The 26,657-nt window shown below is 64.8% G+C and carries 29 protein-coding genes; 18 read left to right on the top strand and 11 right to left on the bottom strand.

What is annotated here, in order from left to right; all coding sequences use genetic code 11:
* Nucleotide 1 precedes the first annotated feature (1 nt).
* The 6 genes from cynS to EET10_RS15615 all read left to right on the top strand — a co-directional run bounded on the left by cynS (nucleotide 2) and on the right by EET10_RS15615 (nucleotide 3,910).
* Nucleotides 2-478, top strand: a complete 477-nt coding sequence (cynS, locus tag EET10_RS15640; RefSeq protein ID WP_036405424.1) for a cyanase — start codon at nucleotides 2-4, stop codon at nucleotides 476-478.
* Nucleotides 475-1,542 carry an acyl-CoA dehydrogenase family protein gene (locus EET10_RS15635; RefSeq protein WP_063466461.1) on the top strand — a complete coding sequence of 356 codons (1,068 nt, stop codon included), beginning with the start codon at nucleotides 475-477 and terminating at the stop codon, nucleotides 1,540-1,542. Before cynS ends, EET10_RS15635 begins: the two co-directional genes overlap by 4 nt.
* 19 nt (nucleotides 1,543-1,561) lie before the next feature.
* The gene (locus tag EET10_RS15630; RefSeq protein ID WP_122502287.1) at nucleotides 1,562-2,176 is read left to right on the top strand and encodes an RNA polymerase sigma factor; all 615 of its coding nucleotides are present in this window, start codon (nucleotides 1,562-1,564) and stop codon (nucleotides 2,174-2,176) included.
* The gene (locus EET10_RS15625) at nucleotides 2,173-2,439 is read left to right on the top strand and encodes a hypothetical protein (RefSeq protein ID WP_036405419.1); all 267 of its coding nucleotides are present in this window, start codon (nucleotides 2,173-2,175) and stop codon (nucleotides 2,437-2,439) included. The genes EET10_RS15630 and EET10_RS15625 overlap by 4 nt, the downstream gene beginning before the upstream one ends.
* A gap of 83 nt (nucleotides 2,440-2,522) precedes the next feature.
* Nucleotides 2,523-2,996 (top strand): flavin reductase family protein, encoded by a 474-nt coding sequence (locus EET10_RS15620; RefSeq protein WP_063466483.1) that lies wholly within the window; start codon nucleotides 2,523-2,525, stop codon nucleotides 2,994-2,996.
* A gap of 38 nt (nucleotides 2,997-3,034) precedes the next feature.
* Nucleotides 3,035-3,910, top strand: coding sequence for a formate/nitrite transporter family protein (locus EET10_RS15615; RefSeq protein ID WP_051490656.1), 876 nt, complete (start codon nucleotides 3,035-3,037; stop codon nucleotides 3,908-3,910).
* Nucleotides 3,911-3,921: 11 nt separating this feature from the next.
* On the opposite strand, the gene EET10_RS15610 is transcribed toward EET10_RS15615, so the two are convergent.
* Nucleotides 3,922-4,179 carry a cold-shock protein gene (locus EET10_RS15610; protein ID WP_174719694.1) on the bottom strand — a complete coding sequence of 86 codons (258 nt, stop codon included), beginning with the start codon at nucleotides 4,177-4,179 and terminating at the stop codon, nucleotides 3,922-3,924.
* Between the two features lie 286 nt (nucleotides 4,180-4,465).
* Here EET10_RS15610 and EET10_RS15605 point away from each other — a divergent pair, with 286 nt between their 5' ends.
* Together EET10_RS15605 and EET10_RS15600 are read left to right on the top strand one after the other, a co-directional pair.
* Nucleotides 4,466-5,350: a universal stress protein gene (locus EET10_RS15605; RefSeq protein ID WP_036405520.1), complete on the top strand. Its 885-nt coding sequence runs from the start codon at nucleotides 4,466-4,468 to the stop codon at nucleotides 5,348-5,350.
* A gap of 235 nt (nucleotides 5,351-5,585) precedes the next feature.
* A complete protein-coding gene (locus tag EET10_RS15600) occupies nucleotides 5,586-6,473 on the top strand; it encodes a universal stress protein (protein ID WP_063466462.1) in 888 nt (295 codons plus the stop codon).
* On the opposite strand, the gene folE is transcribed toward EET10_RS15600, so the two are convergent.
* Nucleotides 6,470-7,204: a GTP cyclohydrolase I gene (gene folE / locus EET10_RS15595; RefSeq protein ID WP_244601963.1), complete on the bottom strand. Its 735-nt coding sequence runs from the start codon at nucleotides 7,202-7,204 to the stop codon at nucleotides 6,470-6,472. The two genes, EET10_RS15600 and folE, sit on opposite strands and share 4 nt — an antisense overlap.
* 568 nt (nucleotides 7,205-7,772) lie before the next feature.
* Nucleotides 7,773-8,222 carry an Hsp20/alpha crystallin family protein gene (locus EET10_RS15590; protein ID WP_036405518.1) on the bottom strand — a complete coding sequence of 150 codons (450 nt, stop codon included), beginning with the start codon at nucleotides 8,220-8,222 and terminating at the stop codon, nucleotides 7,773-7,775.
* A 146-nt stretch (nucleotides 8,223-8,368) separates the two neighbouring features.
* Here EET10_RS15590 and EET10_RS15585 point away from each other — a divergent pair, with 146 nt between their 5' ends.
* From EET10_RS15585 to EET10_RS15570, 4 genes are all read left to right on the top strand, one after another.
* On the top strand, nucleotides 8,369-8,755 hold the full coding sequence (locus EET10_RS15585) for a MerR family transcriptional regulator (RefSeq protein ID WP_036405415.1): 387 nt from the start codon (nucleotides 8,369-8,371) through the stop codon (nucleotides 8,753-8,755).
* Between the two features lie 133 nt (nucleotides 8,756-8,888).
* Entirely contained in the window at nucleotides 8,889-9,557 is a 669-nt protein-coding gene (locus EET10_RS15580) for a UdgX family uracil-DNA binding protein (RefSeq protein WP_036405414.1), read from the top strand.
* A gap of 177 nt (nucleotides 9,558-9,734) precedes the next feature.
* Complete coding sequence (locus EET10_RS15575) at nucleotides 9,735-10,118, top strand: hypothetical protein (protein ID WP_036405413.1); 384 nt, start codon at nucleotides 9,735-9,737, stop codon at nucleotides 10,116-10,118.
* 8 nt (nucleotides 10,119-10,126) lie between these two features.
* On the top strand, nucleotides 10,127-10,840 hold the full coding sequence (locus tag EET10_RS15570; RefSeq protein WP_051490654.1) for an HAD family hydrolase: 714 nt from the start codon (nucleotides 10,127-10,129) through the stop codon (nucleotides 10,838-10,840).
* 68 nt (nucleotides 10,841-10,908) lie between these two features.
* On the opposite strand, the gene mbp1 is transcribed toward EET10_RS15570, so the two are convergent.
* On the bottom strand, nucleotides 10,909-11,142 hold the full coding sequence (mbp1, locus tag EET10_RS15565; RefSeq protein ID WP_036405412.1) for a microaggregate-binding protein 1: 234 nt from the start codon (nucleotides 11,140-11,142) through the stop codon (nucleotides 10,909-10,911).
* Nucleotides 11,143-11,546: 404 nt separating this feature from the next.
* Entirely contained in the window at nucleotides 11,547-13,349 is a 1,803-nt protein-coding gene (locus EET10_RS15560) for a thiamine pyrophosphate-requiring protein (protein ID WP_063466465.1), read from the bottom strand.
* 341 nt (nucleotides 13,350-13,690) lie between these two features.
* Here EET10_RS15560 and EET10_RS15555 point away from each other — a divergent pair, with 341 nt between their 5' ends.
* Nucleotides 13,691-14,359 (top strand): TetR/AcrR family transcriptional regulator, encoded by a 669-nt coding sequence (locus tag EET10_RS15555; RefSeq protein WP_122502286.1) that lies wholly within the window; start codon nucleotides 13,691-13,693, stop codon nucleotides 14,357-14,359.
* 478 nt (nucleotides 14,360-14,837) lie between these two features.
* On the opposite strand, the gene EET10_RS15545 is transcribed toward EET10_RS15555, so the two are convergent.
* From EET10_RS15545 to EET10_RS15530, 4 genes are all read right to left on the bottom strand, one after another.
* Complete coding sequence (locus EET10_RS15545; RefSeq protein ID WP_036405411.1) at nucleotides 14,838-15,749, bottom strand: universal stress protein; 912 nt, start codon at nucleotides 15,747-15,749, stop codon at nucleotides 14,838-14,840.
* 130 nt (nucleotides 15,750-15,879) lie between these two features.
* A complete protein-coding gene (locus tag EET10_RS15540) occupies nucleotides 15,880-17,208 on the bottom strand; it encodes an acyltransferase family protein (protein ID WP_036405410.1) in 1,329 nt (442 codons plus the stop codon).
* A 112-nt stretch (nucleotides 17,209-17,320) separates the two neighbouring features.
* Nucleotides 17,321-18,082 (bottom strand): acyl-[acyl-carrier-protein] thioesterase, encoded by a 762-nt coding sequence (locus tag EET10_RS15535; protein ID WP_036405514.1) that lies wholly within the window; start codon nucleotides 18,080-18,082, stop codon nucleotides 17,321-17,323.
* Nucleotides 18,069-19,526: an NAD(P)-binding protein gene (locus tag EET10_RS15530; protein ID WP_063466467.1), complete on the bottom strand. Its 1,458-nt coding sequence runs from the start codon at nucleotides 19,524-19,526 to the stop codon at nucleotides 18,069-18,071. The genes EET10_RS15535 and EET10_RS15530 overlap by 14 nt, the downstream gene beginning before the upstream one ends.
* 349 nt (nucleotides 19,527-19,875) lie before the next feature.
* Between EET10_RS15530 and EET10_RS15525 the strand changes: the two genes are divergently transcribed.
* The gene (locus EET10_RS15525; protein WP_063466468.1) at nucleotides 19,876-20,745 is read left to right on the top strand and encodes an alpha/beta hydrolase fold domain-containing protein; all 870 of its coding nucleotides are present in this window, start codon (nucleotides 19,876-19,878) and stop codon (nucleotides 20,743-20,745) included.
* 122 nt (nucleotides 20,746-20,867) lie between these two features.
* On the opposite strand, the gene EET10_RS15520 is transcribed toward EET10_RS15525, so the two are convergent.
* Complete coding sequence (locus EET10_RS15520) at nucleotides 20,868-21,479, bottom strand: TetR/AcrR family transcriptional regulator (protein ID WP_063466469.1); 612 nt, start codon at nucleotides 21,477-21,479, stop codon at nucleotides 20,868-20,870.
* Nucleotides 21,480-21,788: 309 nt separating this feature from the next.
* Complete coding sequence (locus tag EET10_RS15515; protein ID WP_122502284.1) at nucleotides 21,789-23,579, bottom strand: PPE family protein; 1,791 nt, start codon at nucleotides 23,577-23,579, stop codon at nucleotides 21,789-21,791.
* Nucleotides 23,580-24,040: 461 nt separating this feature from the next.
* On the opposite strand from EET10_RS15515, the gene EET10_RS15510 reads away from it, so the two are divergent.
* The 4 genes from EET10_RS15510 to EET10_RS15495 all read left to right on the top strand — a co-directional run bounded on the left by EET10_RS15510 (nucleotide 24,041) and on the right by EET10_RS15495 (nucleotide 26,249).
* The gene (locus EET10_RS15510) at nucleotides 24,041-24,418 is read left to right on the top strand and encodes a nuclear transport factor 2 family protein (RefSeq protein WP_063466471.1); all 378 of its coding nucleotides are present in this window, start codon (nucleotides 24,041-24,043) and stop codon (nucleotides 24,416-24,418) included.
* A gap of 361 nt (nucleotides 24,419-24,779) precedes the next feature.
* Complete coding sequence (locus tag EET10_RS15505; protein WP_244601961.1) at nucleotides 24,780-25,550, top strand: HAD family hydrolase; 771 nt, start codon at nucleotides 24,780-24,782, stop codon at nucleotides 25,548-25,550.
* 172 nt (nucleotides 25,551-25,722) lie between these two features.
* Nucleotides 25,723-25,950 carry a ribbon-helix-helix protein, CopG family gene (locus EET10_RS15500; RefSeq protein WP_063466475.1) on the top strand — a complete coding sequence of 76 codons (228 nt, stop codon included), beginning with the start codon at nucleotides 25,723-25,725 and terminating at the stop codon, nucleotides 25,948-25,950.
* Nucleotides 25,947-26,249 carry a hypothetical protein gene (locus EET10_RS15495; protein WP_036405407.1) on the top strand — a complete coding sequence of 101 codons (303 nt, stop codon included), beginning with the start codon at nucleotides 25,947-25,949 and terminating at the stop codon, nucleotides 26,247-26,249. Before EET10_RS15500 ends, EET10_RS15495 begins: the two co-directional genes overlap by 4 nt.
* Nucleotides 26,250-26,657: the final 408 nt, after the last annotated feature.

Below are 26,657 nucleotides of genomic sequence, written 5' to 3'. Positions count from 1 at the left end.
CGTGACGTACAACGCGACCAGGCTAAAGCTCGCCGAGGCCATCAAGCTGGCCCGGATGGCAAAGGGATTGAGCTGGACCAAGATCGCCGACGCGATCGGCAAGGACCGGGTGTGGACGGTAGCGGCGCTCCTCGGCCAGCACCCGCTGTCGGCTGACGATGCCGCGACAGTCGTAGCACTGCTCGACCTCGACGACGACGCGGTCGCCGCTCTGCAGTTGACGCCCTACCGGGGATCCGACGAATCGGCGTCGGCGGATCCGACGATCTACCGGTTCCGTGAGGCGCTGTCGCTCTATGGGCCCGCACTCAAGGAGCTGATTGCCGAGGAGTTCGGCGACGGGATTATGAGCGCCATCAACTTCCGGATGAGTGTGCAGCGTCGTCCGGATCCGCAAGGTGATCGGGTGATTGTGACCTTCGACGGCAAGTTTCTCGACTACACATGGAACAACACGGAACAGGAGGTCATGTCGTGACCGCGACCATTGACGCCGCGATCGACTTGCTCGATTCGGAGCTGCTGGCAGAGATCCGCGCGTACGCCGGGGTGCTGGACTGCGGAGACGACACCGCCCGCCGCAGCTTTCCGGGCCTGGGGACAGTCGGACTGCTCGGGCTCGGCGCTCCCGGCAATATCGACGGACGGCTGCCACAGATGGCCCAGGTGATCCGAATGATCTCCGGCGAGTGCATGAGCACCGGGTTCTGCGTGTGGGCCAACCGAATGGCGATCGAGTACTTACTCACCGCCGCAACGGAATACAGCATGGTCGCGGTCCAGCCGCTGCTGGCCGGCACCGCGCTGGGCATCACCGGAATGGCGGCAGCCTTCAAAGACGCGGCCGGCTGCGGCAGCCTCGAGCTCACCGCCGCAGCCGTCCCGGGCGGCTACCAGCTGAGCGGGTCGATCAGATGGGCCAGCAACCTGTACCACGACTCGGTCTTGGTGACCGCGGCGCGCACCGAACGTGGCGACAAATTGATCGTGGCGGTGCCGTTGAGCACACCGGGTATCACCATCGGTGACCACTTCGAACTCTTGGCGATGGGCAGCACGGCCTCGTCGTATCTGGAGTTGACCGATGTGTACGTCGGCGATGAGCAGGTGCTGTCCGCCGACTTCGACGGGTTTCTCGACGCGGTCCGCCCCGCCTTCCTGGTACTGCAGTCGGCAATGTGCCTCGGGCTGGCCAAGACCACACTGACGCAATGCAGGATCGGTCTCACCGGAGTGAATTCGGTGTTCGCCCCCGACGTCGACCTGATCGCCGGAAAGCTCGCGCTGGCCGAGACCACCTTGGCCAGCGTGGCCGCGTCGGTCGGCGGCGGGCAACCGCCGAGCAAGAAGGAGTTGCTCTCGCTACGCCTCAGCGCGGCCGAAATCGCCAGTGCCAGCGCCGCGCTCGAGATTCGTACGGCCGGCGGCAAGGGATATGCCAGCAGGACGCCGGCGAGCCGCCGATACCGGGAAGCCGCATTCCTGCCCGTGCAGTCGCCGTCGGAGGCGCAGCTGCGGTGGGAACTGGGGGGATGCCGTTGAGTGACCGCTCGGGTCGACGATGACCCCGGTCGCGGTCCCACCCGGATCCGCATCCGAGCACACGGTCGGCGGAGTTCCGCTGGCCGGCTTGGTGCGCGACTATCACCGCCAAATGGTGAGTTTTGCTTGCACAATGGTGAACTCGCCGACGGTGGCCGAAGAAGCGGTACAAGAAGCATGGGTTCAGGTGATGCAGTCGTCGGCCTCTTTCGAGGGCCGCTCGTTGGTGGCCACCTGGTTGTTCGGGATCGTCAAGAACACCGCGTCGCGGCACCGGCGCCGCGAGTCCCGGATCCGCGAACATGAGGTGCTGGCCACCGACGATGCCGACCCGCTGTCGGACCGGATGCACCCGGCCGGCCACCCCGACGCCGGGCACTGGAGCGTGCCGCCGTCGCGGCGGTTCCTCCCCGAGGACCGAACCGTTGCAAGGGAACTCGTCGAGCAGGTGCGCGCTGCGCTGGATACGCTGCCGCCGCGGCAGCGACAGCTGGTAATCCTGCGCGACCTGGTCGGTACCTCCGCCGAAGAGGCGTCCGAGATTCTCGAGCTGTCCGCCGAGGCGCAACGTGCCCTGCTCTACCGTGCCCGGGCAAACCTCCGAAATGAACTGGAAAAGCGGTACCAACGATGACCGTCTACGACAACACGGTCCCCGCCGTCGACTGCGTTGATTTCGTCCGACTCGTCGACGACCTGGTGGACTCGGACCCGCAGGACTGGGGAGCGATCGTGGCCAAACACATCGACGAGTGCCCGCCATGCCTGGTGTATCTGCAGCAAATGCTGGACCTCAAAGTTCTGCTCAATCATGTATTCGACGGGGAAAAGCTCAGCGACGAGCACATCGCGGGGGTTATCAAGACGATCAACACCCTCAGGAAAGGCCAAGAATGACGAACGCCAGTGCACACTCGTCGCAACCGGATCGCCGCCCGGACCAGGTTTGGACACTGGGGGGCCCGGTTGACGCCACATCGATGCGAAACGCTATGGGCGCCTTTCCCTCCGGCGTCACCGTTCTGACCACCCGACTGGGCGACCGATCGGTCGGCATGACCATCAGCTCGTTTGCCTCGGTGTCCCTGGACCCGCCGCTGTTGCTGCAGTGTGTGGCGCGCAGCGCGGGCAGCCTGCCGGCGTTCCGCATCGGCAGCTCCGTGGCCGTCAACGTGTTGGCGAACGACCAGGCGAGCCTGGCGCGCCGCTTCGCCAGCAAGGTCGACGACCGCTTCGAGGGAGTCGCATTCGACACCGATGACTGCGGTTGTCCAGTTCTTGTCGGCGCGGCCGCCTCGGTAAGCGGCTTCATCGACCGGATCTACGACGCGGGCGACCACGTCATCCTGCTCATCCGCGCCTGCGCCGTGCGCCGCGCCGGCGGGCTGCCGCTGCTCTACTACTCGGGACGGATGCACGATTGGGCAGACACCGTCCACCCGGTGGCTTCTTAAGCGACGCAACACTTTCCATACTTACCGATAGGCGCACCATGTCCCAGCTTGCCCTGGGCCCAGATCTCGTGGGCCCGTTGTCCGATGATCGCCGGGCCGGTGATCCGTTCGAACCACTCGGTGTCCCGGCCATGGTGACCCGAATAGCGGACATGGCACTCGAGAAATCCGCCCATCCATGGGCTTTCCTGATCCGCTCACTGGTCGGCGGGTCGATGGTGGGTTTCGGCGCGTTGTTGTCGTTGGTCGTCAGCACCGGGGTCGGCACGCCTGGTATCGCCAGCCTGCTGATGGGCCTGGCGTTCGGCATGTCTTTTGTTCTCATCCTCGTGTCAGGGGCATCACTGATCACCGCCGACATGGCAGCCGGCTTCTTCGCGGTGTTGCAGGGACGCATGCGCATCAGCTGCTATCTACAGCTGCTGCTTATCGGACTGAGCGGCAATATCGTTGGTGCACTGGTGTTCGTCGCCGTCTGCGCCGCGGCCGGGGGTCCGTATCTGGGTGCCTTCGCCACGCGTGCGGCAGTCGTCGGCGCCCAGAAAGCCGGCCAGCCCTTGTGGACCGCCTTCCTGCTGGCGGTGCTGTGCACCTGGTTCCTGCAAACCGCCATGTGCATGTATTACAAGGCGCGCAGCGACGTCGCGCGGATGGGCTTCGCGTTCTACGGGCCCTTCGCATTCGTGATCGGCAGCGATCAGCACGTCGTGGCCAATGTCGGGTTCCTGGGACTGCCGTTGCTGCTCAATGCGTTTCACCCGGATGCCCCACACTGCGGGATCAGCTGGGGTTGGGGGACTCACGGCTTGGTCACCAATATCTGCGTTACCAGCCTCGGCAATCTGGTCGGCGGCACGGTTTTTGTGGCGCTGCCGTTTTACGTCATCGCGCGGCTTCAGCCGCGGGAGCCGTAGCCGGCGCGCCTTTAGAGGATGTGTACGGCTTGCGCCAAGGGCCAGTGCCGTGTGCCCCCGGTTTGGTAGCTCACGTGCTGACCTTCATGAACGCCGCCGGCAGGCCAATCAACGATCTCGGAGGAGTCGATGAAGACGTCGCGATCACCGTCTGCGGGGTGGACGAATCCGAATCCGCGCTCGTCATCGAACCAGTGGATAACGCCATACGACACGGTCGCCATCGAATCCAGCATCGCTTCGACGTTGTAGCTATTGATGACGGGCATTGTGACAGCCTTCCCCTCGTTACTGTCGGTGGACTCCGACATGCCAGACCGTATCCATCGAGCGGGAATCGGCGTAGGGTCCTTCGACTCTGATTTCGTGAGCTGTTCGGCCCACCGGTGAGCTGATTGGGATCAACCGCGTCAAAGTGAGGTCCATGGTCTCTGCTGAACCGGGCGGGCGTCGTATACGGTCAGGTCGAGACTCGCGCCGCCAAGGTTGTGCTGACGTGAGGATCCGGTGCCGGCGCTGGCCGGGTACCCATGGGGCTGCCGCAAGGAGGGTGAAATGTCCAGGGACACAACGCAGTACGGAATTCTGGTGGGCGTTGACGGCTCGGCGCAGTCCGACGCGGCGGTGGCCTGGGCCGCCTGCGAGGCCAGCTCGCGCCAGATGCCCGTCACATTGATGCACGGTGTCGCCCCCGTCGTTGTCGGTTGGCCGGTGGGCCAGCTCTACACGGAAATGCCCGAGTGGCAGAAAGACGAAGCGCGAACCGTGATCGAGCGGGCGCGCCGGGCGCTGGACGAGAGCCTGGGAGAATCCCGCCCGCCGGACGTCCGCACCGAGGTGGTCTATTCCAACATCGTGCCGGCGCTGATCGAGGCCTCCAGGGACGCCTGGATGACCGTCGTCGGCAGTCAGGGAATGGGCGCGCTGGGCCGAGCATTGCTGGGATCGGTGAGTTCGGCGCTGTTGCACCATGCGCATTGCCCGGTAGCGGTCATTCATTCCGACGACGGTATGGCTCCGGACACCAGCGCGCCGGTGCTGGTGGGCATCGACGGATCACCGGCCTCGGAAGCCGCGACGGCCTTGGCATTCGACGAAGCCTCCCGTCGTGGCGTAGATCTGGTCGCGTTGCACGCGTGGAGTGACGTCGGCGTTTTCCCCATCCTCGGGATGGACTGGCGCGATCGCGAGAGTCAGGGAGAGGAAGTTCTCGCCGAGCGGCTCGCAGGTTGGCAAGAGCAGTACCCTGACGTCCACGTTCAGCGGTCCCTGGTCTGTGACAAGCCTGCGCACTGGCTGCTCGAGGGTGCCCAGCACGCGCAATTGGTAGTGGTCGGAAGCCGCGGCCGCGGGGGATTTCCCGGCATGCTCCTCGGCTCGGTCGGCTCTGCCGTGGCCCACTCGGCGAAAATCCCGGTCATCGTCGTGCGTCCCGCCTGATTGCCGGCCGCCGTGTACGAACCACACGAAACAGAGGTCTTTGGTCCCTGCTGGTCAGGCCGTTCGGAAGACGCCACAGCGGTATGTGTTTTGTAGCTTGGCGTTATGACTTGGGTGATCGGCCGGCACTGCGCCGGTGCGCCGGGCGGGGCCACCACGGTAGGCCGACTCGGCGTCGACACACCATTGGTCGCAGCTTTGCCGACACACGTCAGGTAATCGGAGGAGCAACGAAATGTCGATTTTGGAAAAGCGTCTCGGCGTTGTCGTCGGAGCCGACGGCTCACCCGCCTCGAATGCCGCGGTATGTTGGGCGGCCCGCGACGCGGCGATGCGCAACGTTCAGCTGACCATCGTCCATGTGGTGAGCACCGATGTGGCGACCTGGCCGCCGATGCCTTACCCGGATACCTGGGCGGTGTGGCAGGAAGACGAGGGGCGCAAGATTCTGGCCGCTGCGCACAAGATCGCCGACGAGTCGGTCACGGGGGAGCGAAAGCTCACCGTGAAGAGTGAGATCGTGTTTTCCACGCCGGTACCCACCATGGTCGAAATGTCGGCCGAGGCGGAGATGATCGTCGTCGGCAGCTCCGGCCGCGGCGCGTTGGCCCGGGTCTTGCTGGGTTCTGTCAGTTCGAGTCTGGTGAGACGTGCCCGGTGTCCGGTCGCGATCGTCCGTGACGAAGATCCTTTGATGCCGGATCCGTTGCACGCCCCGGTGTTGCTCGGGATCGACGGGTCACCGGCGTCGGAGGCCGCGGTGGCGGTGGCGTTCGACGAAGCATCCCGCCGCGGGGTTGAGCTGATCGCGCTGCATGCATGGAGCGATCTCGAGGTGGTCGAGCTGCCGGGACTGAACTGGACCGCGGTGGAAGCCGAAGCCCAGGTCCTGCTTGCCGAGAGGTTGGCGGGCTGGCAGGAGCGCTATCCCGATGTGACGGTGCGCCGGGTGGTCGTATGCGACCGCCCGGCACGGCAGCTCATCGAACGGTCGCAAACCGCTCAGCTCGTGGTGGTCGGAAGTCACGGCCGCGGTGGCGTCACCGGCGTCCTCCTGGGCTCGGTGAGCAACGCGGTGGTGCACGCCGTGCGGATGCCCCTGATCGTGGCGCGGTCGTCCTAGCAGGCGCCGGGACGACCGCCGGCATGTAGGCGATGGACCAGCGCAATTTCACGGTCCAGCCATCTGCCTTTGCGGGACTCGGTGGTTGCCTCGGCGGCCGGTTCGCGTACTCCGCGCAGCCTCATGCAGTCGTGTCGTGCGGTAATGACACTCATGGCCCCGGAAGGGTTGAGCTTGCGCATGATCCCGGCGGTCGCCTGGTGCCCGATGCGCTCCTGAACCTGCAGTCGCGCGGCGTAACCGTGGACCAGCCGGGCAAGCTTGGACAGGCCCACGATGCGCTGCCCGGGATGGGGGCGGTAGGCGATGGTGGCAGTCCCCGAGAACGGCAACAGATGGTGCGCGCAGGTGGAAGCGAACGAGATGCCGTGCAGGACAATCAGCCCGGGGTCGTCCGGAGCGGGAAAATCGGTGTCAAGGTGGTCCTCGGGCACCTCGTTGTATCCCCACAGCATCTCCCGCCAAGCGCGGGCGACCCGCGCAGGTGTCTCGGCGGTGTGCTCGCCCTCGTCCACGCCGAGGGCGGAAAGAAGCTGCCGTACGGCTCCCTCGACGGCCATGTCGGCGTTGTTGTCCCACCACGCCGGCGAATCCGTCGTCTGGTAACCGATGTCTGCGGGGTAGGCCGCGGCCCCGTGCGCCACCTCGTCGTTGGTCATCGCCCAGCCGCTCGAGCAGAACGGCGGCATCTGATAACGGGCCTGGCGCGGCGCCGAGGGGATAGCCGTCATGCCGCCCATCCGATAGCGGGCTCAGCGCTGACTGCGATGCTGGTCATTATCGATTCCCGTCTGGCGGCTGACCCGTGCCCAACCTTTACGGTGCGCCCTTGCTGCTCGCGGTGTGGAGCAGGAGCGGGTCCGACGCGGACACCGCTCCGCCAGTTACCATGCCCTCGCCTTGCGGCGATGTCTGTCGGCTGACCGGCCCCTGCTCGGATGAATCTCATGTCCCCCGATCGAGGGAGACGTCACGCTTCCTGGTCTGTCCCGCGGCGTGGCGATGCGCGGTCAGGAGTAATCGGTCCAGCTCTGCGGACGGCGAAAATGGTCGGTTGGCATCGCGGAAATCTCGACAGGTTTTGTTCCGCCGGTAGCCGCAGCTTGACGTTGGTCTCGTGCGACACCAATTTCAGCAGGTTGAAAGCCGTTTCCTGCGGGCTCGAGTGCACCCGGCTTACCCGGAACTTCGAATTGCCAGTCGCGTCGAGTCATCGGTTGTGGGACATGACGTCTGGTGGAGGCGCGACGAGTCCGGGCCGACGAGGCCGGCGGCGGTCGCCGCGCCATCCACCCCCGGTCAGGCTTCGATCCCCTCGGGTTGCGCGTCAGCCTCGTCGATGGCCTTGTGGCCATTGCCGCGGGCGACCGAGATCTTGCGCGGCTTGGCCCGTTCGGCCACCGGGATCACCAGTCTCAGGACGCCTTCCTGGTAGCACGCCTCGATCCGGTCCGTGTCGAGGTTTTCGCCGAGCACCAGCTGGCGGCTGAACACTCCGCGCGGCCGCTCGCTGGCCAGCATTTCCCGATTCGGATCGACGCTGGGCCGTTCTGCGCGCACGGTGACCACGTTGCGCTCGATATCGATGTCGAGGGAGTTGGCGTCGATGCCGGGAAGGTCGAACTCGACGACGAATTTTTCGCCGTCCCGCCACGCATCCATGGGCATCACCGCTGGCCGGGCGGCCGTGCCCAGCACCTGCTGGGCGAAGCGGTCCAGATCACGGAACGGGTCGGTGCGCATCAGCATGGTGGTCACCTCTCACTCCAATCTGCTGGTCCAATAGGGTTGCACATCTATGGCCATCACCATAGATTTTTTATACCAGTATCGACATTGCAATGCAAGTGTGATAGAGAGGTTTTCTATGCGAGTAGCAGTCGAGGAGATGAGCTATGGCTGACCGTCCCGGCGAAACCGGCGCGCCGGCGCCTGACCATGGCGTGTACGGCATCTCAGTGGCCGCCGAGCTCTCCGGCATCGCGGTGCAGTCGCTACGGCTGTACGAACGCTACGGATTGTTGACCCCCTCTCGTAGTGACGGTGGAACACGGCGCTACAGCGCCGACGACTTGGCCCGGCTGCAGCGGATCAGCGCTCTGGTTGACGCCGGAATCAATCTGGCCGGAATTGCGCGTATCCTCAGTCTCGAAGACGACAATGCGGCACTGGCTGCTGCGAACGACGACTTGCAGGCGACCAACCGCTCCCTGCGCAACGCCGCGAAAGCGACCCCACGATCGACCCGAGCCACCCGAGTTGCCGCCGGCGGAGAAGCCTGACGGCCGGTCTCGGGCCGGATTGCGTGCCCTCGAAGCGGGTATCCCGAGTGGGGACGCTCGTCGATGAAGGAATTCCGGTGTCAGAACGTACCGAGGTCGGCGCCGACGCCGTCGGCCGCAGCGGGTTTCGGCCATGACTGCAGCATCTGCCGCGGGGGCGGGGCGCTACTTACCCGACGAACGTGAATTGACCCTTTTGGAGGACGCCGCCAGCAGTTGTCGGGGTTGCGCGCTGTACGCCGACGCCACCCGCACCGTCTTCGGTCACGGCACGTGTGACGCGCCGCTGATGTTGGTCGGGGAACAGCCGGGCGATCGCGAGGACCAGGAGGGACTTCCGTTCGTCGGCCCGGCCGGCCGACTGTTGCAGCGGGCTCTCGACGATGCCGGCATCGACCCGGGATTGACCTACCAGACCAATGCCGTCAAGCACTTCAAGTTCCGCAGGCAGGGCAAGCGGCGCATACATCAGAAACCCTCTCGAACCGAAGTCGTGGCCTGCCGGCCCTGGCTGATCGCCGAAATCGAGGCAGTACAGCCACAATTGATCGTGTGCCTGGGTGCGACGGCCGCACAATCCTTGCTGGGTGGCGCGTTTCGCGTGACCGCACATCGTGGTGAACGGGTGCGCCTGTCCGCGACGTTGCGGGTCGCGGTCAACCCCGAACCACTGGTGACGGCAACCGTTCACCCGTCGGCGGTGCTGCGGGATCGCAGTGACCGCCGCGGCGAGGCCTACACACTGTTCGTCGAGGACCTCAAGAGGGCCCGAGCCGGCATGGACTTGCCCACCTGGCGCTGATCGGGCCGTCAACCGCCGGGGTGCCGACGCAGCCGGGCACTGCCGCGGGTTGCATGCGCTAGCCGCCATGTTTCGGCACAACCCACGCGGGTAGTCGGCCAGAAGGCGATCGGGGCGCGCCGCGACTCGCCGCGGCCGCCGCCAGTTTCCACCGGAACCCCATGAAGGGAGGCGCTGATGAGGCTGCAGAACCACGAACACCACGAGGTCATCACCGACGCGGGCATCGCAGCGCAGGCTGGCGATCACAACCGTGGCCGTCGCACCCTGGTGAACTGGGTGCTGGCGTTGCTGACGGTGCCCGCGGCAGCAGTCGTCATGGTATTCGCCATCGGCGCGGCGATGAGCATGGCTGCGTGCAGCGGCGATCAGTGCCCAGACCTGGGCCCGAACGGTCTGGTGTTCGGAGTGGTGCTGTATGGCGCTCCGGTTGTGGCTGCTTCAACGCTTGTCGCCTCCTTCTTCACGGCTTCCCGGCGGCGTGGCTTTGTCGTTCCGTTATGCGCGCTGGCCCTGCTGGTCGTCGACATCGCAGTCACGGCCATCCTGTTCAGCAGTTGAGTCGGTCGATGGCCTTGTCCGACAGCGAAATCCCTGGGGACGCTTCCGGTTCCGCGGCGCGGCCGGCGGTATTGTTCGACGTCGACGGTACCCTGGTGGACTCCAACTACCTGCATATCGACGCCTGGCTCCGTGCGTTCGCCACGGCGGGAATCGACGTCGAGACATGGCGCATCCACCGGTCCATCGGGATGGACGGCTCGACGCTGGTGAAATCGCTGTCGGGCAACGCGCCCAAGGACATTCAGCAACGCCTGAAGGATTTGCACTCGCGGTACTACAAAGAAGCGTCACACTTACTGCGACCCCTGCCGGGCGCACGCGCCCTGCTGCACCGCGTGGCAAGCCTCGGCCTTAACGTGGTGCTTGCCACCTCGGCCCCAGAAGACGAATTGGCGCTCCTGCGTAAGGTACTCGACAGTGACGACGTCGTTGCTGAAGTCACGTCGGCCGGGGACGTCGACACCGCAAAACCCAAGCCCGACATCATCCACGTGGCGCTGCGCCGAGCGGGCGTCGACAACACCCGGGCCGTCTTCGTCGGCGACGCGGTGTGGGATGCCGAAGCATGTGCCCGCGCCGATGTGCCGAGCATCGGGCTGCTCAGCGGCGGCGTGTCTGGCGGGGAACTCGAAAGTGCCGGGGCAGTGATGGTTTTCGAGAATGCCGCAGACTTACTTGACCATCTCGCGCAGACCCCGATCGCGCGTCTGGCGCGCTGACGGTCGGCAGTGTTACGGCAAGAGAGTGGGCCCGGTCCGAAATCGGACCGGGCCCACTCTCTTTCAAGCTACTGATTGGCTTCCTGACGCTTTTCAGAAGCCTCGGCGCTGCCGCGGGCAGCTTCGGCCTCGGCTTCTTTCTTGGCCGCGTCGCGCTGGGCGTCGGCCTTATCCTGCTGGGCCTGCCCCTCTCGCTTCATGTCGTCGCGTCCGGTCACGGCTCCAAAGACTTCCTTGGCCTTGCCTTTAGCACCCTCGACGACGCCCTCGACGCCCTCTTGGGGGCCACTCTTCTCCGCCATGAATTCCTCCCTATCGGTTACTATTCACATGGCGACCTCGCGCTCGCTCGATTGCGCTCAGCCAGCGCTCAGTCAAAATATCCCTGCACTGCAAGGGTTTCCGAATAGTCGCGGCCTCAAACATGTGGCCTGAGTCACCGGCGCGGTGCGCTCGCTGAGCCGAGAGGGCGGGAACCAACTGCGCGATACGACAGGCCGTTCGATGACTGCCCGAGCGGCAGAACCGTCACGTCTTCTGCTCGGCAACCGATCTGGCCGCGCACCAGCTAGCTCAGCTCCAAGCATGCCACGCACCGCCGCGCCCGGTCGCCGTGTCAGGTCAAGCGAACTCGTCAGCCGCCATGACGCCATCGCAATCCGGCCGGGACGGGCGCCGTCAGCCGCGACGGCAGCGACCTGCGCCCTTATCGCCTGCTGGTTTCCCGGTGCGGCAAGAACTCCTGCGCCTTGATCTTGACGCCTTCCTTGATGATGCCGAACGCATTTTCGTCACCGCGCAGCACGGCGCTGGCCGCGCTTTTCATCTGATCGAACGTGGCGTGTGGCGGCACCGGCGGGATGTCCGCGTCACAGTGCACATCCAGCACGGTCGGCCGGTCGGCCTGTAGCGCCTGATCCCAGGCCGACGCGATTTGATCGGGAGCGGTCAGCGTCGCCGAGCCCAAGCCCAGGCTGGCGGCAAACCCGGCATAGTCGACATCGGGAAGAGTTTGCGACTCAGCGAATTTCGGAGCCCCGGCCATGGCGCGCATTTCCCAGGTCACCTGGTTCAAGTCGTTGTTGTGCAACACCGCCACGACCAGCCGCGGGTCCGCCCACTGCTTCCAATAGTGCGCGATCGTGATCAACTCGGCCATACCGTTCATCTGCATCGCGCCGTCACCGGCGAAGACAATCACCGGACGGTCCGGATGGGCGAACTTCCCGCCGATGCCGTAGGGAACTCCGGGCCCCATGGTGGCGAGATTGCCCGACAGCGAGCCGCGGATGCCGTCGCGGAATTTCAGTTGGCGGGCATACCAATTCGCTGACGATCCCGAATCGGCGGTGATAATCGCATTGTCGGGCAGTTTGGGTGACAGGTCGGCGAACAGCCGCATGGGGTTGATCGGCTTGGCCGCCACCTGGGCCTCCATGGCCATGGTCTCCCACCAGCGTGCCACGTTCCGTTCGATCGTCTCCCGCCAGGATCGGTCGGATTTGCGTTGCAGCAGTGGCAATAACGCGCGCACTGTGGCAGCGGCATCGCCGACCAGGTTCACCTCGTTCGGGTATCGCATTCCGATCACCGTGGGGTCGATATCGATCTGCACGCCGCGAGCCCCACCGAACGGTGGCAGGAACTGCGTGTAGGGGAAGCTCGACCCGATGGTCAGCAAGGTGTCGCAGTCGCGCATCATCTCGTAGCTTGGCCGCGTACCCAACAAGCCGATAGCGCCGGTCACGAAGGGCAATTCGTCGGATAGCACATCTTTGCCCAGCAACGCCTTGGCGACTCCGGCGCCGAGCACGTCGGCGAGCGCGACGATCTCCCGGGCGGCGTTGCGTGCCCCGCATCCGATCAGCATCGCGACCCGTTCACCGGCGTTGAGCACGTCGGCGGCCCGTTGCAGACCGTCGCGTGCCGGCTCCACTCCTGGCCGTTGAAACCCGAGACTGGACGGAACCATCTTGAATTCGTGGGCGGGCGGGGAGTACTTGAGCTCTTGTACGTCGGACGGGATGATCAGCGCGGTCGGCGCCCGCCTGGTCAACGCGGTGCGGATGGCCCGGTCCAAGACGTTGGGCAGTTGTTCGGGCACGGTGACCATCTGGACGTAGTCGCTGGCAACGTCCTTATACAGACTCAACAGGTCAACTTCCTGCTGGTAGGAGCCCCCCATTGCGCTGCGGTTGGTTTGTCCGACGATCGCCACCACCGGCACCCGGTCGAGTTTGGCGTCGTAGAGACCGTTGAGCAGATGGATCGCGCCCGGGCCCGAGGTCGCCGCGCAGACCCCAAGCCGGTTACTGAACTTTGCGTAGCCCACGGCCTCGAAGGCGGCCATTTCCTCGTGTCGCGCCTGGACGAACATCGGCTTGTTGCCGGCCCGGCCCCACGCTGCAAGGAGCCCGTTGATTCCGTCGCCGGGATAAGCAAACACATGTTCCACGCCCCAGTCGCGGAGTCGCTCCAGCAGAAAGTCACTCACTTCGGTCGCCGCCATTGCACACCTCTCTCCGTTGCCACGCTTACCGGACAGGGGTTACCCATTCATGGGCCTGACTAGACGGCCTAATGGGCAGGTGACGGTCCATGCGCCCAGACGAGTGGCAGGAGCGCCCGCGCTACCTGCCATGCCATCGGTCGACTGGGTCCGCTCTCACGAGCCCCCGGGATCGCGGACATGGGCGACGATCGTCGGAGAACCGGGCCGCGCGGGTTCCCCGGCGGCGGCAAATCAGTCCTTGGTAAGGCCGCTGGTTGTTGATCCGGAGCGGGCCAGGCGGTTCGCCCCCGCCCGCATTTCTGACGATATCCTCATAATCGAGTCATACTGCCATAGTGATGACTTCTAGCGACGGCCACGCCGAACCGCCGAACCGTCTGGAGCGACGCAAACAGCGCACCAGGACAGCGCTGGTCAAGGCCGCGCAGCGGCTAATCGCCGAAGGAAAGTTCAACGCGCCGGTGCTTGAGATCACCCAGGCAGCCGACGTCGGCATGGGCTCGTTCTACAACCACTTCGACAGCAAGGAGCAGCTGTTCGCGGCGGCGGTAGCTGACGTGCTTGACACCCACGGGGCGTTGCTGGACCGGCTCACCGCATCGATCGACGACCCTGCCGAAACGTTTGCTGTCAGTTTCCGGCTGACCGGCAGGCTGTTTCGTCAGCGAGAACTGGAGACTGACATCCTGTTGGCCACCGGAACCGACCTGCTGTCATCCGATCACGGGCTGGCCCCCCGTGCCCTGCGCGACATCAAGGCCGCCGCCGACGCCGGACGGTTTCGGGTGGGGGACCCCGAACTGGCGTTAGCGACGGCCGGGGGTGCGTTGCTGGGGCTGGGCGCCTTGTTGCGCACGGATCCGCATCGTGACGATGCGTTGGCTGCCGACATGGTCACCGAGAGGTTGTTGCGTCTGTTCGGACTCGATGCCCAGGAGGCGCGCACCATTTGCCAACGCCCGCTTCCTGCCCTCGATGGCCGGGCGGAATCGGGTTCGGTTGCCTGACACTCGGGTGCCGGTTTGGGTGCCGGCAGGGGCGGGTAACCGGTGCCGTCGCCGCGTCAGCGATGACCAACCGCGTTGTCTCGCGGCCGGTTTCGCGTGTCAGTGGACCACAAAGTAGTGCATCCGGGGCACTGGAGGTGCAGTTCTGTGGCGCGGTTGCTCAGCAGGTACTGCCAGTGGGTTCCGCAGTTGCGGCTGCTGCGGCATTCGGAGCATGCGTTGCGGCCCCAGTTGCAATTCGGGCAGGGTAGCCAGGCGCGCCGGCAAGCGTCGGCGTGTGGATCGATGGGCAACATGGGCGCGGTCAGCCTTCCTCTGTCGAGCGATTAGTTAGGATAGGCTTCCCATGCCCGAATCCGTCAAACGAGAGAGTTCCGGCACGGTTTCCGCCAGCTTCTGCCCGACCGACCTCGCGAGAGGGTCTACCGCGACCGGCGGGACTCGCGAAGCTCGTGCTGAACCGGGCCGCCGAAGGGGTTCAGCGTCTTTTGGCGACCGTTTTGCGTGCGACTATGACCGGCACATGGCTCAGTAGCACCACGGCGGCGCTGACCGAACCGAACAACATCCCCGCGAATCCGCCGCTCCCGCGACTGCCGACCACTACGAGTTGGGCCGACTTGGACATACCCACAATTTCAGGCGCCGCATCGTTGCGTGCGATCGTTCGGCGAACAACGACATCGGGGTAGTGTTCGCCCCAACCGGCCAGGCGTTCGGCGACGATCTTGTCCTCATGCGTCCTCAGTTCCGGCCAGCCGGGACCCGGCAAACTGACGATGGGATCCAACACGCCCGGAGCTTTCCACGCGTGCACGGCCACCAGGTCCACTTTGCGACGAGAGGCAGCATCGAACGCGATGGCGATCGCCACTTCCGACTCCGGTGAACCGTCGATGCCCACCAGCACCGGGGCTCGCTGGGAATCGGCGGCCATTGGGACGTCGTCATGGATGACTGCCACCGGGCACCGCGCGTCATGGATGAGCCCCGAACTCACCGAACCCAAGTGCCGGCCCCGCAACGAGCCTGCGCCGCGGCAACCAGCCACCACCAAATGGGCATCTTCGGACAGCCTGGTCAACGTTGGAACGGTGGTCCCGCTGGCTATTTCGCGATAGATCTGGGTTAGTCCGCGTTCGCAGCTTTCCTCGGCGATCTTTAGCGCCTCGTCGAGCAGTTGCTGTCCGGCGTCAATCCGGCTGCGGGTCCGCCCTGCGGCTACCGACGAGGCCAGCCGCGTTCCGGCCGCGGCCGGGAGAACATGAGCCAAGGTCAGCGGAACATTGCGCAACTCGGCGTCGCGGGCGGCCCATCGGACCGCCGCTTGGGAGCCCGGCGAGCCGTCGACGCCGACGACGATTCCCCGATGGCTGTCGATCTTGGACATGCGTTTCCTCATTCCTTTGTGCTTGGACGCTATTGGTTCAGCGGCAATACGGAACGAGGCATTGGTCCCTTGTCGATGGGCCTTCAGACCTCTGATAACTCTGAACGCAGCGTCGAGGTTGGCGCCGAGCTCAATTGGGCCCCGCGGCGGTATCGACTGACCGCCGGGTGGCCTTTGCGGGCCGGCACGCCACGAGTGTCAGCCCGAGCGCGAAAACCAGCGCGGTCATCCACGGATATTTCCCCGACGGAGCAAATCCGGCCGCGGCGACCACCCACAGGAAGGCAGCTGCCATCATGACACCCACCAGCACCACCGGTTCGGCCCAACGCTGCGGCAGCGGTATCCGGATGGTCGGCAGCGGTGCCGCGAAGAATCGCCGGAGCCACCACAACAACGCCATCTGCACGGCTGTCACCAGGCTCAAGACAACCTCCCACTCCAGCCGGGCCAGCCACCACGCCGCCGTCCCCTGGGCCGGTTGCGGCAGCAGCCCGGCCGGGTAGGCGACGACCGCGACGATCACCACTGGCGCCATGTGCCACAGGTAGAGCGCCATCACATTGCTGTTGGCCGCCGACAACAGCCGCTGCAATCGGCGGGAACCAAGCACGCGGTTGAGCGCGGGTGCGACGGCCACCGCAATGCCGGCCTGTACGCAGGCGAACGCCAGCATCGCCGCCGAGGGCGGCATGCTGTTCTGTACCGCTTGGCCGGGAACCCCGATCATGCTGACCGGATAGGGGCCGACCCAGATGAGCAGGGCCAGCGCGACTGCCGATCCGCCGGCTAGCACCACCGGTCGATGGCCGCTCAATAGCCCTGCCTGCCAACAGATCCCCAGCTGGTAGAGCAGGCCCCAGCACAACAGGTAGTTCATGCCACCGAGAGAGGTCATATGACCGGCCAACGCAGCGGCGTCTACCGCTACCAGCGCAACTGCCAGTACCGCCGGCACCATGAGCCCCCACCGTCGATGTGCGGCTATCGCAACAGGCGTCAGCGATACCACCACCAAATACACCGCGAGGAACCACAGGTGCATCGCCACCGCCCAACCCGCATATTCCAGCACCGAGGCGGGCAGGCCGGAGACCTGCAGCGCCACCACGACTGCCGACATCAGCCCCACGTACACCGCGGTGGGTCCGAGTACTCGCGCCACCCGATGCCGAATCCAGTCCTGCCGCGACACACCGCCGTCACCGTAACGATGTGTCCATGACACGGCGCCGGCATAGCCGGCCACCAGGAAGAAAACCGGCACCGCCTGAAAAGGCCACGTCAGCCACTGCGTCCAGGGCTGGTCGACAAGCGGGTTCTGTCGGCCGAACTGTCCGTCGTGATACGTCACCGACCCGGCCAGCCAGTGGCCCAGGACGATGAGGACCACGCCCGACACCCGGTAATAGTCAACCGCCAGATCGCGGGCAGGCCGACCGGTGCCTGCGTGGTCCATCAGATCGGGGGAAGCTCAGCGACCTGCACTAGCGCGAGGGTACTCGGCGGCACCCTCACAATCGCGCGGACGCTGCTTCGAGGCTTCGGCGGCCGACACGATCCAGCACCGGTCAAAGCTTGCGGACCAAAGCCGCTGCGCGGACGTCGTCACCCACCACGAAGTGCATGCGGATACGGCCGTCGCGCTGGTTGGAACGAATGGTGACGGCTTCGCCGTACTTGATCGGGCTGCGGTACTCGAGCACGACGCGATGTGGAGCGGAGGTCAGCTCTGCGCCGGCCGGCAGCTGGCCGAGTACGTCGACTATGCCGTGCCAGTAGATGGTGTTGTTGACGTGCTCGAAAGGATCAATATCGGTGCGGCGCAGTGGAAATGGTGTATCGGTGCCGTCGGTTACCGGCTCGGTGAGCCAGGGGCGCCACCTGAGCCGGTGGTTGTCGGTGGTACTGCCGAAGCGGGCGATGCATTCATCGGTGAGCCGCGACGGCGTCAGGGTGTCCTTGTTCACACAAATCCAGAAACCCTCGGTTTCGATCCGTCCGCCGGCCGAGCCGTCAAGCCGGACGCGCATGGTGCACCATCGGGTGGAAAGCGCTGCGCACCAACGGCGGAAGGTGATGTCGCTGGGTAGCTCGATCGGCTCGACGACGTCGATGACCGTGCGTAACACGATCCAGTGCGGATGGACTTCGGCCAGCTGGGCATCGGCCAAATGCTCGGCGCCGGCTTCCTGGATATAGCGGGCTACTCCATCCAGACGCAACCGCTGGTGCTCGTCGATGTCGGTGGTGGCCAGGCGCCAGCTTGTCCGGTAGACGTATCCCGAGCCGGGGACCTCCACCAGCGGTGCGTCGACGTCAGTGTGCTGCAGCACGCCCACTCCTCAACGTTGCCGCGCCATCGCCGCCGTGGTCGCTCAGTAACTTTTCCAGTCGCTCGCTGGCAGCATTCAACCTCGACTGGAACATCGACACCACCCGCTCACGTACCCGCGGCTTGTGCGACAACGGCGGCAGCAACTCGGCGAGAAGATTCAACCGTGCCGAACCGAGCCAGTCGGTAAGCTCGGCGTCGGCGAGCCAGCGCTGAAAATTTCGCAGATCGGAATGCGTCAGCCGTAACCAGTCCAGGTCGGAGTCCGGATGTGGAATCGGCACGCAGAGTTCGTTTTTCACCGCGTCGTCGGGGTAGGCAAGTTCGACGTGCGCGGTGAACGCCGCGCTGAACACCTGTTGACAGCCCCGCACCGCCTGCAGGGTGAGGTGGTCGCCGTCGAAAACCGGTGTGGCCGGCCGCTGCGGGGCTCCGTCGGCGGTGCAGTCGATGTAGAGGGTCGAAGGACCAGAGGGGATTGAACCGCCGTCGAGCACCACTTCCGTGGCCTCGATGCGTTGGACATGGCCCATCCTGACGATGTCGTCGATGCGGCGCAATTGGTCGAATTCGGGTTGTGACACGGTCGCGCACCGATACATGGTCGGTCGCACCGCGGGGTCGAGCCGCAGCAACGTTCCGGCCGCCTCGAGCCGGTCGAACAGGTCCTGGATCGATGTCGCGTTGCCGATGGCCTCGAGCGTGGCGCCGTAGCTGTCCCGAAACTTCTTGATGAACGTCGGTCCCGGCTGCAGCGTTGCGCGGTCGATCAACCAGGCGTCGCGGGGCATGATCCAGGTCAGCTTCTCGGGGGTGACGCCGTTTCGCAGCAACCATAGACAGACGTCCATTCCCGTTTTGCCGGCACCGATGATCACGTATCGGTCGCGCGCGCGGAATCTCGGCAGGTCGTTGGGCGCAATGCAGTCGACGCCGGGTGCCACCGGGTACGGTGCCGGCCGCATCGACGGCACGAGGGCTTGCAGGTAGGTGGCGTCGACGATGCGCCGACGGACCCGCACCGGGTACTCCGCGCCGCCGAGCGTCCGGAATCGGCTGTCGCCGAGGTACTCGCTCATGGGAAAGTAGGTAACCCGCCCGCTGGGCAGGAATTGCTGTTGCATCACGGCGTCGAAGTAGGCGCAGATTTCGCCGACGGAGGCGAGTTCGTTGAGTCCCTGGTTCCAGCCGACGGCGTCAATCGTGTTGTTGCCCAAGGCTCTTGAGTTGACGCCGTAATACGCCGACGGTTGGTGCAGCCGCACGAATGGGTAGGCGGTGGTCCAATGTCCGCCCGGTTGATGGGCCCGGTCGACGATCACCACGGTCGCCTCGGACTCGGCGAGAAGCGTATCGGTGAACGCCATCCCCATTGCCCCGGCGCCCACCACCAGGTAGTCGGCGTCGATGGCCGTCGTTGGCCCTTGTGTTGGCCCGTTCATAGGCCCTCCTTCGACCTTTGGGAGCTGCACGACCAGTCGCCGGCGGGAAGCGAGCCAGTCGTCGCTGTGGCGGAGCGGTCTCTGTTGCTGCAACGGAGCCGAATGGAGTCTAAGCCCCGTACCGCGACCGATCGGCGATCGGCCGAAAGCGGTGTGAGCGCCGGCGGTGTCCCGTCGATGTCGGGCTGCCCCGTATCGGTTATCCGGGTATCGACGAAACATGCCGCGGTGTATGACGGTCTGGGATGTACTGGCGAAGAGGTGTCATCGTCCCGGAGTGGAAGCTGCTGTCTGAGATCAGCGAAAGGAACGAGCCGTGACACGTGGGCCCAGCTGGGCGAGCCGAACCATGCCCGCAATGCTTCGTGTCACGGGGCGGACCCGCCAGTACACCACCGCAGCCGATGCCCGCAAACACATCACGGCCCGCGCATTGCGTCCGTCGGCGTACGGACCGCCGGCGCGGCTGCGTTCCGATGTGACTGTGGAGGTCGCTCGTCGATCCGGCTGGCCCATTTATGCCGTGGTGCCCAAGAACGACGCGTACACGCACACCGTCGTCTACCTCCATGGCGGTGCGTGGGTCAACGAAATCAACTCACACCACTGGCGATTGGTGACCCACATCGCCGCCGGGGCGCGCGTGAAAGTTGTCGTACCGATCTATCCGTTGATTCCGTTTGGTACGGCGGCCGCTGTGGTGCCCGTGGTCGCTCAATTGGCGGCTGAGAAGATCTCGCCCGAGCACGGCGTGTGCTTGGCCGGCGACTCTGCGGGCGGTCAAATCGCCTTATCGGCGGCGTTGTTGCTGCGTGACGAGCATGGCGTGGTGCTGCCCCAGACGGTGTTGATCTCACCGGCCCTGGACATTTCGTTGAGCAACCCGATGATTGACTCGGTCGAGTTGACCGATCCTTGGCTGGCGCGCGAAGCGCTGTCGGTGTTCGGGGAGTGTTGGCGCGGCGACCTCGTCGCGTTCGATCCGCGCGTCAGTCCGCTTGCGGCGGATCTGACCGGTCTTGGCCCGCTGACTGTTTTCAGCGGAACGCGCGACATCCTCAACCCCGACGCGCGCGCGCTGGTCCAGAAGGCCACCGCGGCCGGCGTGGACGTTGACTATCACGAGCGACGTGGTTTGCTGCATGTCTACCCGCTGATGCCGATCCCGGAAGGCCGTGCCGCGCGGGAAGTTATCGTCGAGCGTCTGCGCGCGCACTGATGCGTTCCGCTTGATGTCTGCCACGCTCTGAGTCTCAGAAGCCTTGGGTCACAATCTTATTGGATATGCAGAGCCGCTTGGCGCCGCGTCTGCCTTCGGCACCGTTGCAACCGTCGTCTGGCTCAGCGACTCAGGACCACGTTGAGTAGTTGGGTGAGCCAGGCGCGCGCGGCGGTCTGGTCGCTGTCGAGCAGCAGCTGGATGCTGACGCCGTCGTATACCGCGACGATTGCCCGGGCCGTGTCGGCGACGGTGTTGAGGGACTGGTTGAATTCGATGCCGCTGGCAATCAACCGCTCTTCGATCACCTTGCGCAATTGCGCGCGGTGGCGCTCCCAGCGGTGGGCGAGATCGGGATAGCGGGCGGCGTGCAGCAGAAAATCGATCTTGATGAGCAGCCAGTCGCGTTCAAACAGCAGGGTGTCCACGATGCGTTCGACGACGCTGGGCAGGTCGGTGACGGGTTCGCTGCCTTCCATCGCGGCGCGAACCTGTTCGGCGGTGCGGGCTGCCCATTGGTCGTAGAGGAGGAAGAACAGTTCCTCGAGGCTGTCGAATTGGGAGTAGAACGCGCCTCGGGTGTATCCGGCGGCCTCGCACACGTCCTCGATGGTCACGTGTCCGTATCCCTTGTCGGCGAACACCCGGAATGCCGCCTCGATGAGGCGGCCGCGGGTCTCGGCGCGGCGTTTGGTGACCCGCACGGGCTTGTCGCTGGTGGTCGTTGACGGCATCGGTACTCGCCTCCGAATTGGTGGTGTAAACCGATACATTGCCACATCGGATATGTGACGAGCCATTTCGACGCGGTGGGCGCGCCAGCGTCACTCTGAAACCCGGAGCTGCACATGGGTAACTGTGCATCGGTCACCACCGAGGCCATGGGCGTGTACCGAGACACCCGACACGCCAACCGGTTCCGATCTTCCGGCGCCGTCTCCGCGGTTGCGGCATCGCATTCCGCGCACGGCGTCGTCGTTACGTCTCGTTCGGCGCGACCTTGCCATCAAGACGGATTGAGGCGGCCGCCCTCAGACCCGGAGCTACGTGTTGAGGTGCAGGGGGCCGATGCCGATGAGGTGGTCGCCGTTGAGGGCGATGCCGATGTTGTGGTTGCCGGTGTTGAACAGGCCTTGGTTGTAGGTGCCGTGGTTGGCGATGCCCAGGGTTTGCAGCAGGCTTAGGGGTAGGCCGCTGTTGGCGGTGCCGGTGTTGGCGATGCCGAGGTTGAGGGTGCCGGTGTTGGCCAGGCCGACGTTTTGTTGGCCAAAGTTGTAGGCGCCGAGGTTGTCGATGCCGGTGTTGGCCAGGCCGACGCCGCCGAAGGTGGTGATGGGGTCGGTGGGGGTGAAGTGGGGGCTGAGGTTGGCGATGCCGACGTTGAGGGTGCCGTCGTTGAAAAAGCCGATGTTGCCTTGGCCGGTGTTGCCGTAGCCGAAGTTGGGCAGGGTGGTCGCGGCGGCGGCGGGGAGGGCGGTGTCGCTGATGTGCAGGGGGCCGATGCCGATGAGGTGGTCGCCGTTGAGGGCGATGCCGATGTTGTGGTTGCCGGTGTTGAACAGGCCTTGGTTGTAGGTGCCGTGGTTGGCGATGCCCAGGGTTTGCAGCAGGCTTAGGGGTAGGCCGCTGTTGGCGGTGCCGGTGTTGGCGATGCCGAGGTTGAGGGTGCCGGTGTTGGCCAGGCCGACGTTTTGTTGGCCAAAGTTGTAGGCGCCGAGGTTGTCGATGCCGGTGTTGGCCAGGCCGACGCCGCCGAAGGTGGTGATGGGGTCGGTGGGGGTGAAGTGGGGGCTGAGGTTGGCGATGCCGACGTTGAGGGTGCCGTCGTTGAAAAAGCCGATGTTGCCTTGGCCGGTGTTGCCGTAGCCGAAGTTGGGCAGGGTGGTCGCGGCGGCGGCGGGGAGGGCGGTGTCGCTGATGTGCAGGGGGCCGATGCCGATGAGGTGGTCGCCGTTGAGGGCGATGCCGATGTTGTGGTTGCCGGTGTTGAACAGGCCTTGGTTGTAGGTGCCGTGGTTGGCGATGCCCAGGGTTTGCAGCAGGCTTAGGGGTAGGCCGCTGTTGGCGGTGCCGGTGTTGGCGATGCCGAGGTTGAGGGTGCCGGTGTTGGCCAGGCCGACGTTTTGTTGGCCAAAGTTGTAGGCGCCGAGGTTGTCGATGCCGGTGTTGGCCAGGCCGACGCCGCCGAAGGTGGTGATGGGGTCGGTGGGGGTGAAGTGGGGGCTGAGGTTGGCGATGCCGACGTTGAGGGTGCCGTCGTTGAAAAAGCCGATGTTGCCTTGGCCGGTGTTGCCGTAGCCGAAGTTGGGCAGATTCTGTAGCGCTTGCGCGGGTGAGACCAACTGTGCAACAGCCGCCGCCGCTCCCGCGTGATAGTCGACCATCGCGGTCACGTCCTGAGCCCACATCTCCTCGTAGATGCTCTCGGCCGCCGCGATTGCCGGCGCGTTCTGACCAAACAGATTTGACAGCACCAGGGACACGAAGTCAGAACGATTGGCCGCTACCGCCACCGGGTGGACCGTGGCTGCTAGCGCCGACTCAAACGCGCCCGCGACGGCTTGGGCCTGCGCGCCGGCCCCCACGGCTTGGGACGCCGCTGTTCTCAACCAGCCTGCATACGGCGCGGCAGCGGCCAGCATCGCCGTGGACGCCGGACCCTGCCATGCCTCGGTCGCCAGGCCTGACGTCATCGAGGAAAACGACTCTGCTGCCGAATCGAGCTCGGATGCCAACGTCTTCCAGGCGGCAGCAGCCTCCAACATTGGCGTCGAGCCGGCGCCCGAGAACATCCGCGCGGAATTGATCTCTGGTGGCAGCACTGAGAAGTTCATTGCCCACTTACCTTCCTCGCCCGATCTCAGCCCCCCGATGAGGCTGTGATCACCACGATACATTTCCACATCAGATCTGGGGCCATATTCGATACAATGTCAAATACGATGCACAGACATATACGATGTGCTAGCGTAGCGAGATTTTGGGACGCCTCCCGATGACCGCCACGTCGGCACCGCCGTGGCGCGGTCAAAGTCGTTCGGCCACACGGCCTGGCGAGCGAGAGCGGTTTCCTTCGGCGATCTTGCGAGCTGGGACGCGCACGTGCCCGCAGATCAGCGTCGAGTTGCCATTGCTTGTATCCGCACGAGCCTGCTACCGCCGGTGACTTCACACGGCAGCCACTCTGTGATGAAATTGCCCTGTGGCGCTTGGGTTTTGGGCGTCGTGCTTCCAGACATAGCGTCTTGTTGGCCGATTAGCCGGTGGGTGGAACGTGGGCAGTTAGCATCGACGGATGCCATCTGATCCAGTCGATTTTTGCCGACGGTGGGCTGCCGCGTGGAATGCCCGGGATCTCGATGCCGTTCTTGCGTTCTTCCACGAAGACATCACGTTCACCTCGCCATTCGCCGCGGAGTGGCTGCCCGAAAGCGGCGGTGTCATCCGCGGCAAGCACCTGTTGCGCGAATACTGGTCCATAGGGCTTGCGCGTCTGCCCGACCTGCGTTTCGAGGTGGAAGCCGTTTATGTAGGAGTCGAGACGATCGTCGTCAACTACCGAAACCAGCGCGGCCGGCTCGCCAACGAAGTGTTGATTTTCCGCGGGGACCTTGTCCTAGAAGGCCATGCGACCTACGTGTATCCGGAAAGCCAACGGCCACAGCGACGTTAGCCGAGGCGGAGTCGTGAGATGGAATCCGGGGCATATTCCGCCACGGTGACGTAATGTGCGCTCGCCAATAGGCGGCGTAGTGGAGCGGTTGCGGTTGCGGTTCGAAGATCTGTCGGAGGATGTCGACGAAAGTCGTGATAGCACAACCGAACAGGTGGGAAACCTACAGCGAAGATCCCTGCGACTATCAATACGACCGCGCTGGGACGACGACGCCGCCGCGCAGGGTTGGCGGTGCCCAAAGCCCCGACCTGTTCATCGAGCGCTGAGCGGCGTTAGCCATTGGAGGGTTCGGGCAAGCGTCGAGCCCATAGCTAGCATCAAACGAATCGCCCGGCGTCACAGGTATTCTGGCTGATTTGTGAGACTGCACGAACATCCGCAACGGATCAAGGGGGAAAGTGCAATGAGGTTGTCCGGCTTTCAGGCGTTGAGCTTCGACTGCTATGGAACGCTTATCGACTGGGAGAAGGGCATCTCCGCCGTGCTGGGGCCATGGGCGCGCAGCCATCGTAGAGACGTCGACGACGAACGATTGCTGACCATATACGGCCAGCACGAGACGCGGTTCGAGGTGCAGAATCCAACCGCCCCGTACCCCGACGTCGTGGCGCGAACCATGATGGCGGTCGGGCAAGATCTCGGCGTGCCGGTAAACCGGGCAGAGGCGGCGCAACTGGCGGCGTCGGTGCCCGACTGGCCGGCATTCCCCGACTCCCAGGTGGCGCTGGCATCGTTGGCCGAACACTACGAGTTGATCGTCTTATCCAACGTTGACCGCGTGTCCTTTGCGGGCAGCAATCAGCGCCTCGGTGTGTCGTTCACCGACATCATCACCGCAGAAGATGTCGGCTCATACAAACCGTCGGCGCGGAACTTCGAAGCGCTGCTCGCCTGCGCCGCTCGACGCGGCATCGGCAGCGACAAGGTGCTACACGTTGCGCAGAGCCTGTTCCATGACCATGTTCCGGCTAAAGCCGCCGGGCTGGCAACAGTCTGGATCAACCGCCGCCACGACCGGCCCGGTTGGGGCGCCACCCCCGCCCCCGACACCTCGGTCAGGCCGGACTGGGAGTTCCCGTCGATGCTGGCCTTTGCCGAAGCCTGTTTCCAAGATCGTGGTGCCCGCTGACGCAGCGGTCGAGCCACGCGCGACGTCAAAGACACCCGTCCAGGTCGTATAAGGCTAACTCCGACAATATATTTCAACACCGTGTGTAGGGGAGCGGCAAATTGGGGCTCTCGATAGATGATCTAAGTAGTCAGGCGGTGGCGGACGGTAGGATAATTGGTAGTATGACTATATGCCCAAAGAGAAGATCTCCGTCACTGTCGACGCGGCCGTGCTGGCGGACGCTGACGCTGACGCCAAGGCTGCCGGACTGAATCGATCAGAGATGATCGAGCGGGCGCTGCGCAACGAACATCTGCGTCGCGCACTGCACACATACACAACCCGTACAGCGCCGGCGTTGAATATCGACTCCTACGCCGAGCAGGTATATGGGGCAAACCGGGCTGCGGGCTTGTGATCGCGCCTGGCGACATCGCGCCGCGCCAAGACAGCAGCCGCGAACTCTACGTGGCGGTGCTCTCCAACGCGATCCACCTCGCCGCCAACACCGGCCGTGTCATCATCTGCCCCTTCATCCCCGGCCGAATCCCGGAGGGCGCGATGGCGATGGTTGTCCCCATCGATCAGCCCGAAGGCACCCTTCTTCCCGAACTCGTTCAATGGTTACCGAGTTCAGCGCTCGGTGAACCGATCGGCGCGGTAGGCGCAACCGCCCTCGGCGAGGCGGCATCGATTGTGGCTGCGCTGATCTCATAGTCCCGAACTTGCACGGCACGCTCGGCATACTGTGACGGATCGATTTGACGAGGGCGCGCCGCAGAACGTCGATTACCCTGCAGCGCAGCGCAATTCGTCACGGTGACATATTGCCCGTTACGGCAGGGCGTCGGATGCGCTCCAGGACGCAAGCGTAGTGGGCAACTCGCGCCACATCGATGGCACCGATCGGATAAGACGCGTCGCATCAATGCGCCCCTTTGTTCACAAGTGAATTCGTCACCGTGACGTATCGCGCGCCCTGGCGGGGAGGGGGCCGGAAGGGTTGGGCGACACATCCGACTGGCACAGCGCTGTGGGACTGGCCAGCGGCTTTGTGGGTCCTCAGCTTTGCGTGGACGGGCCACCGTCGTCCTGGATGATTGGAATTCGAACAGGTTGTTGAAG

This window comes from Mycobacterium pseudokansasii (genome assembly GCF_900566075.1).
Lineage (GTDB): Bacteria > Actinomycetota > Actinomycetes > Mycobacteriales > Mycobacteriaceae > Mycobacterium > Mycobacterium pseudokansasii.
The sequence above is the reverse complement of the archived record's forward strand: the minus strand, read 5'-3'. Positions and strand labels throughout refer to the sequence as shown.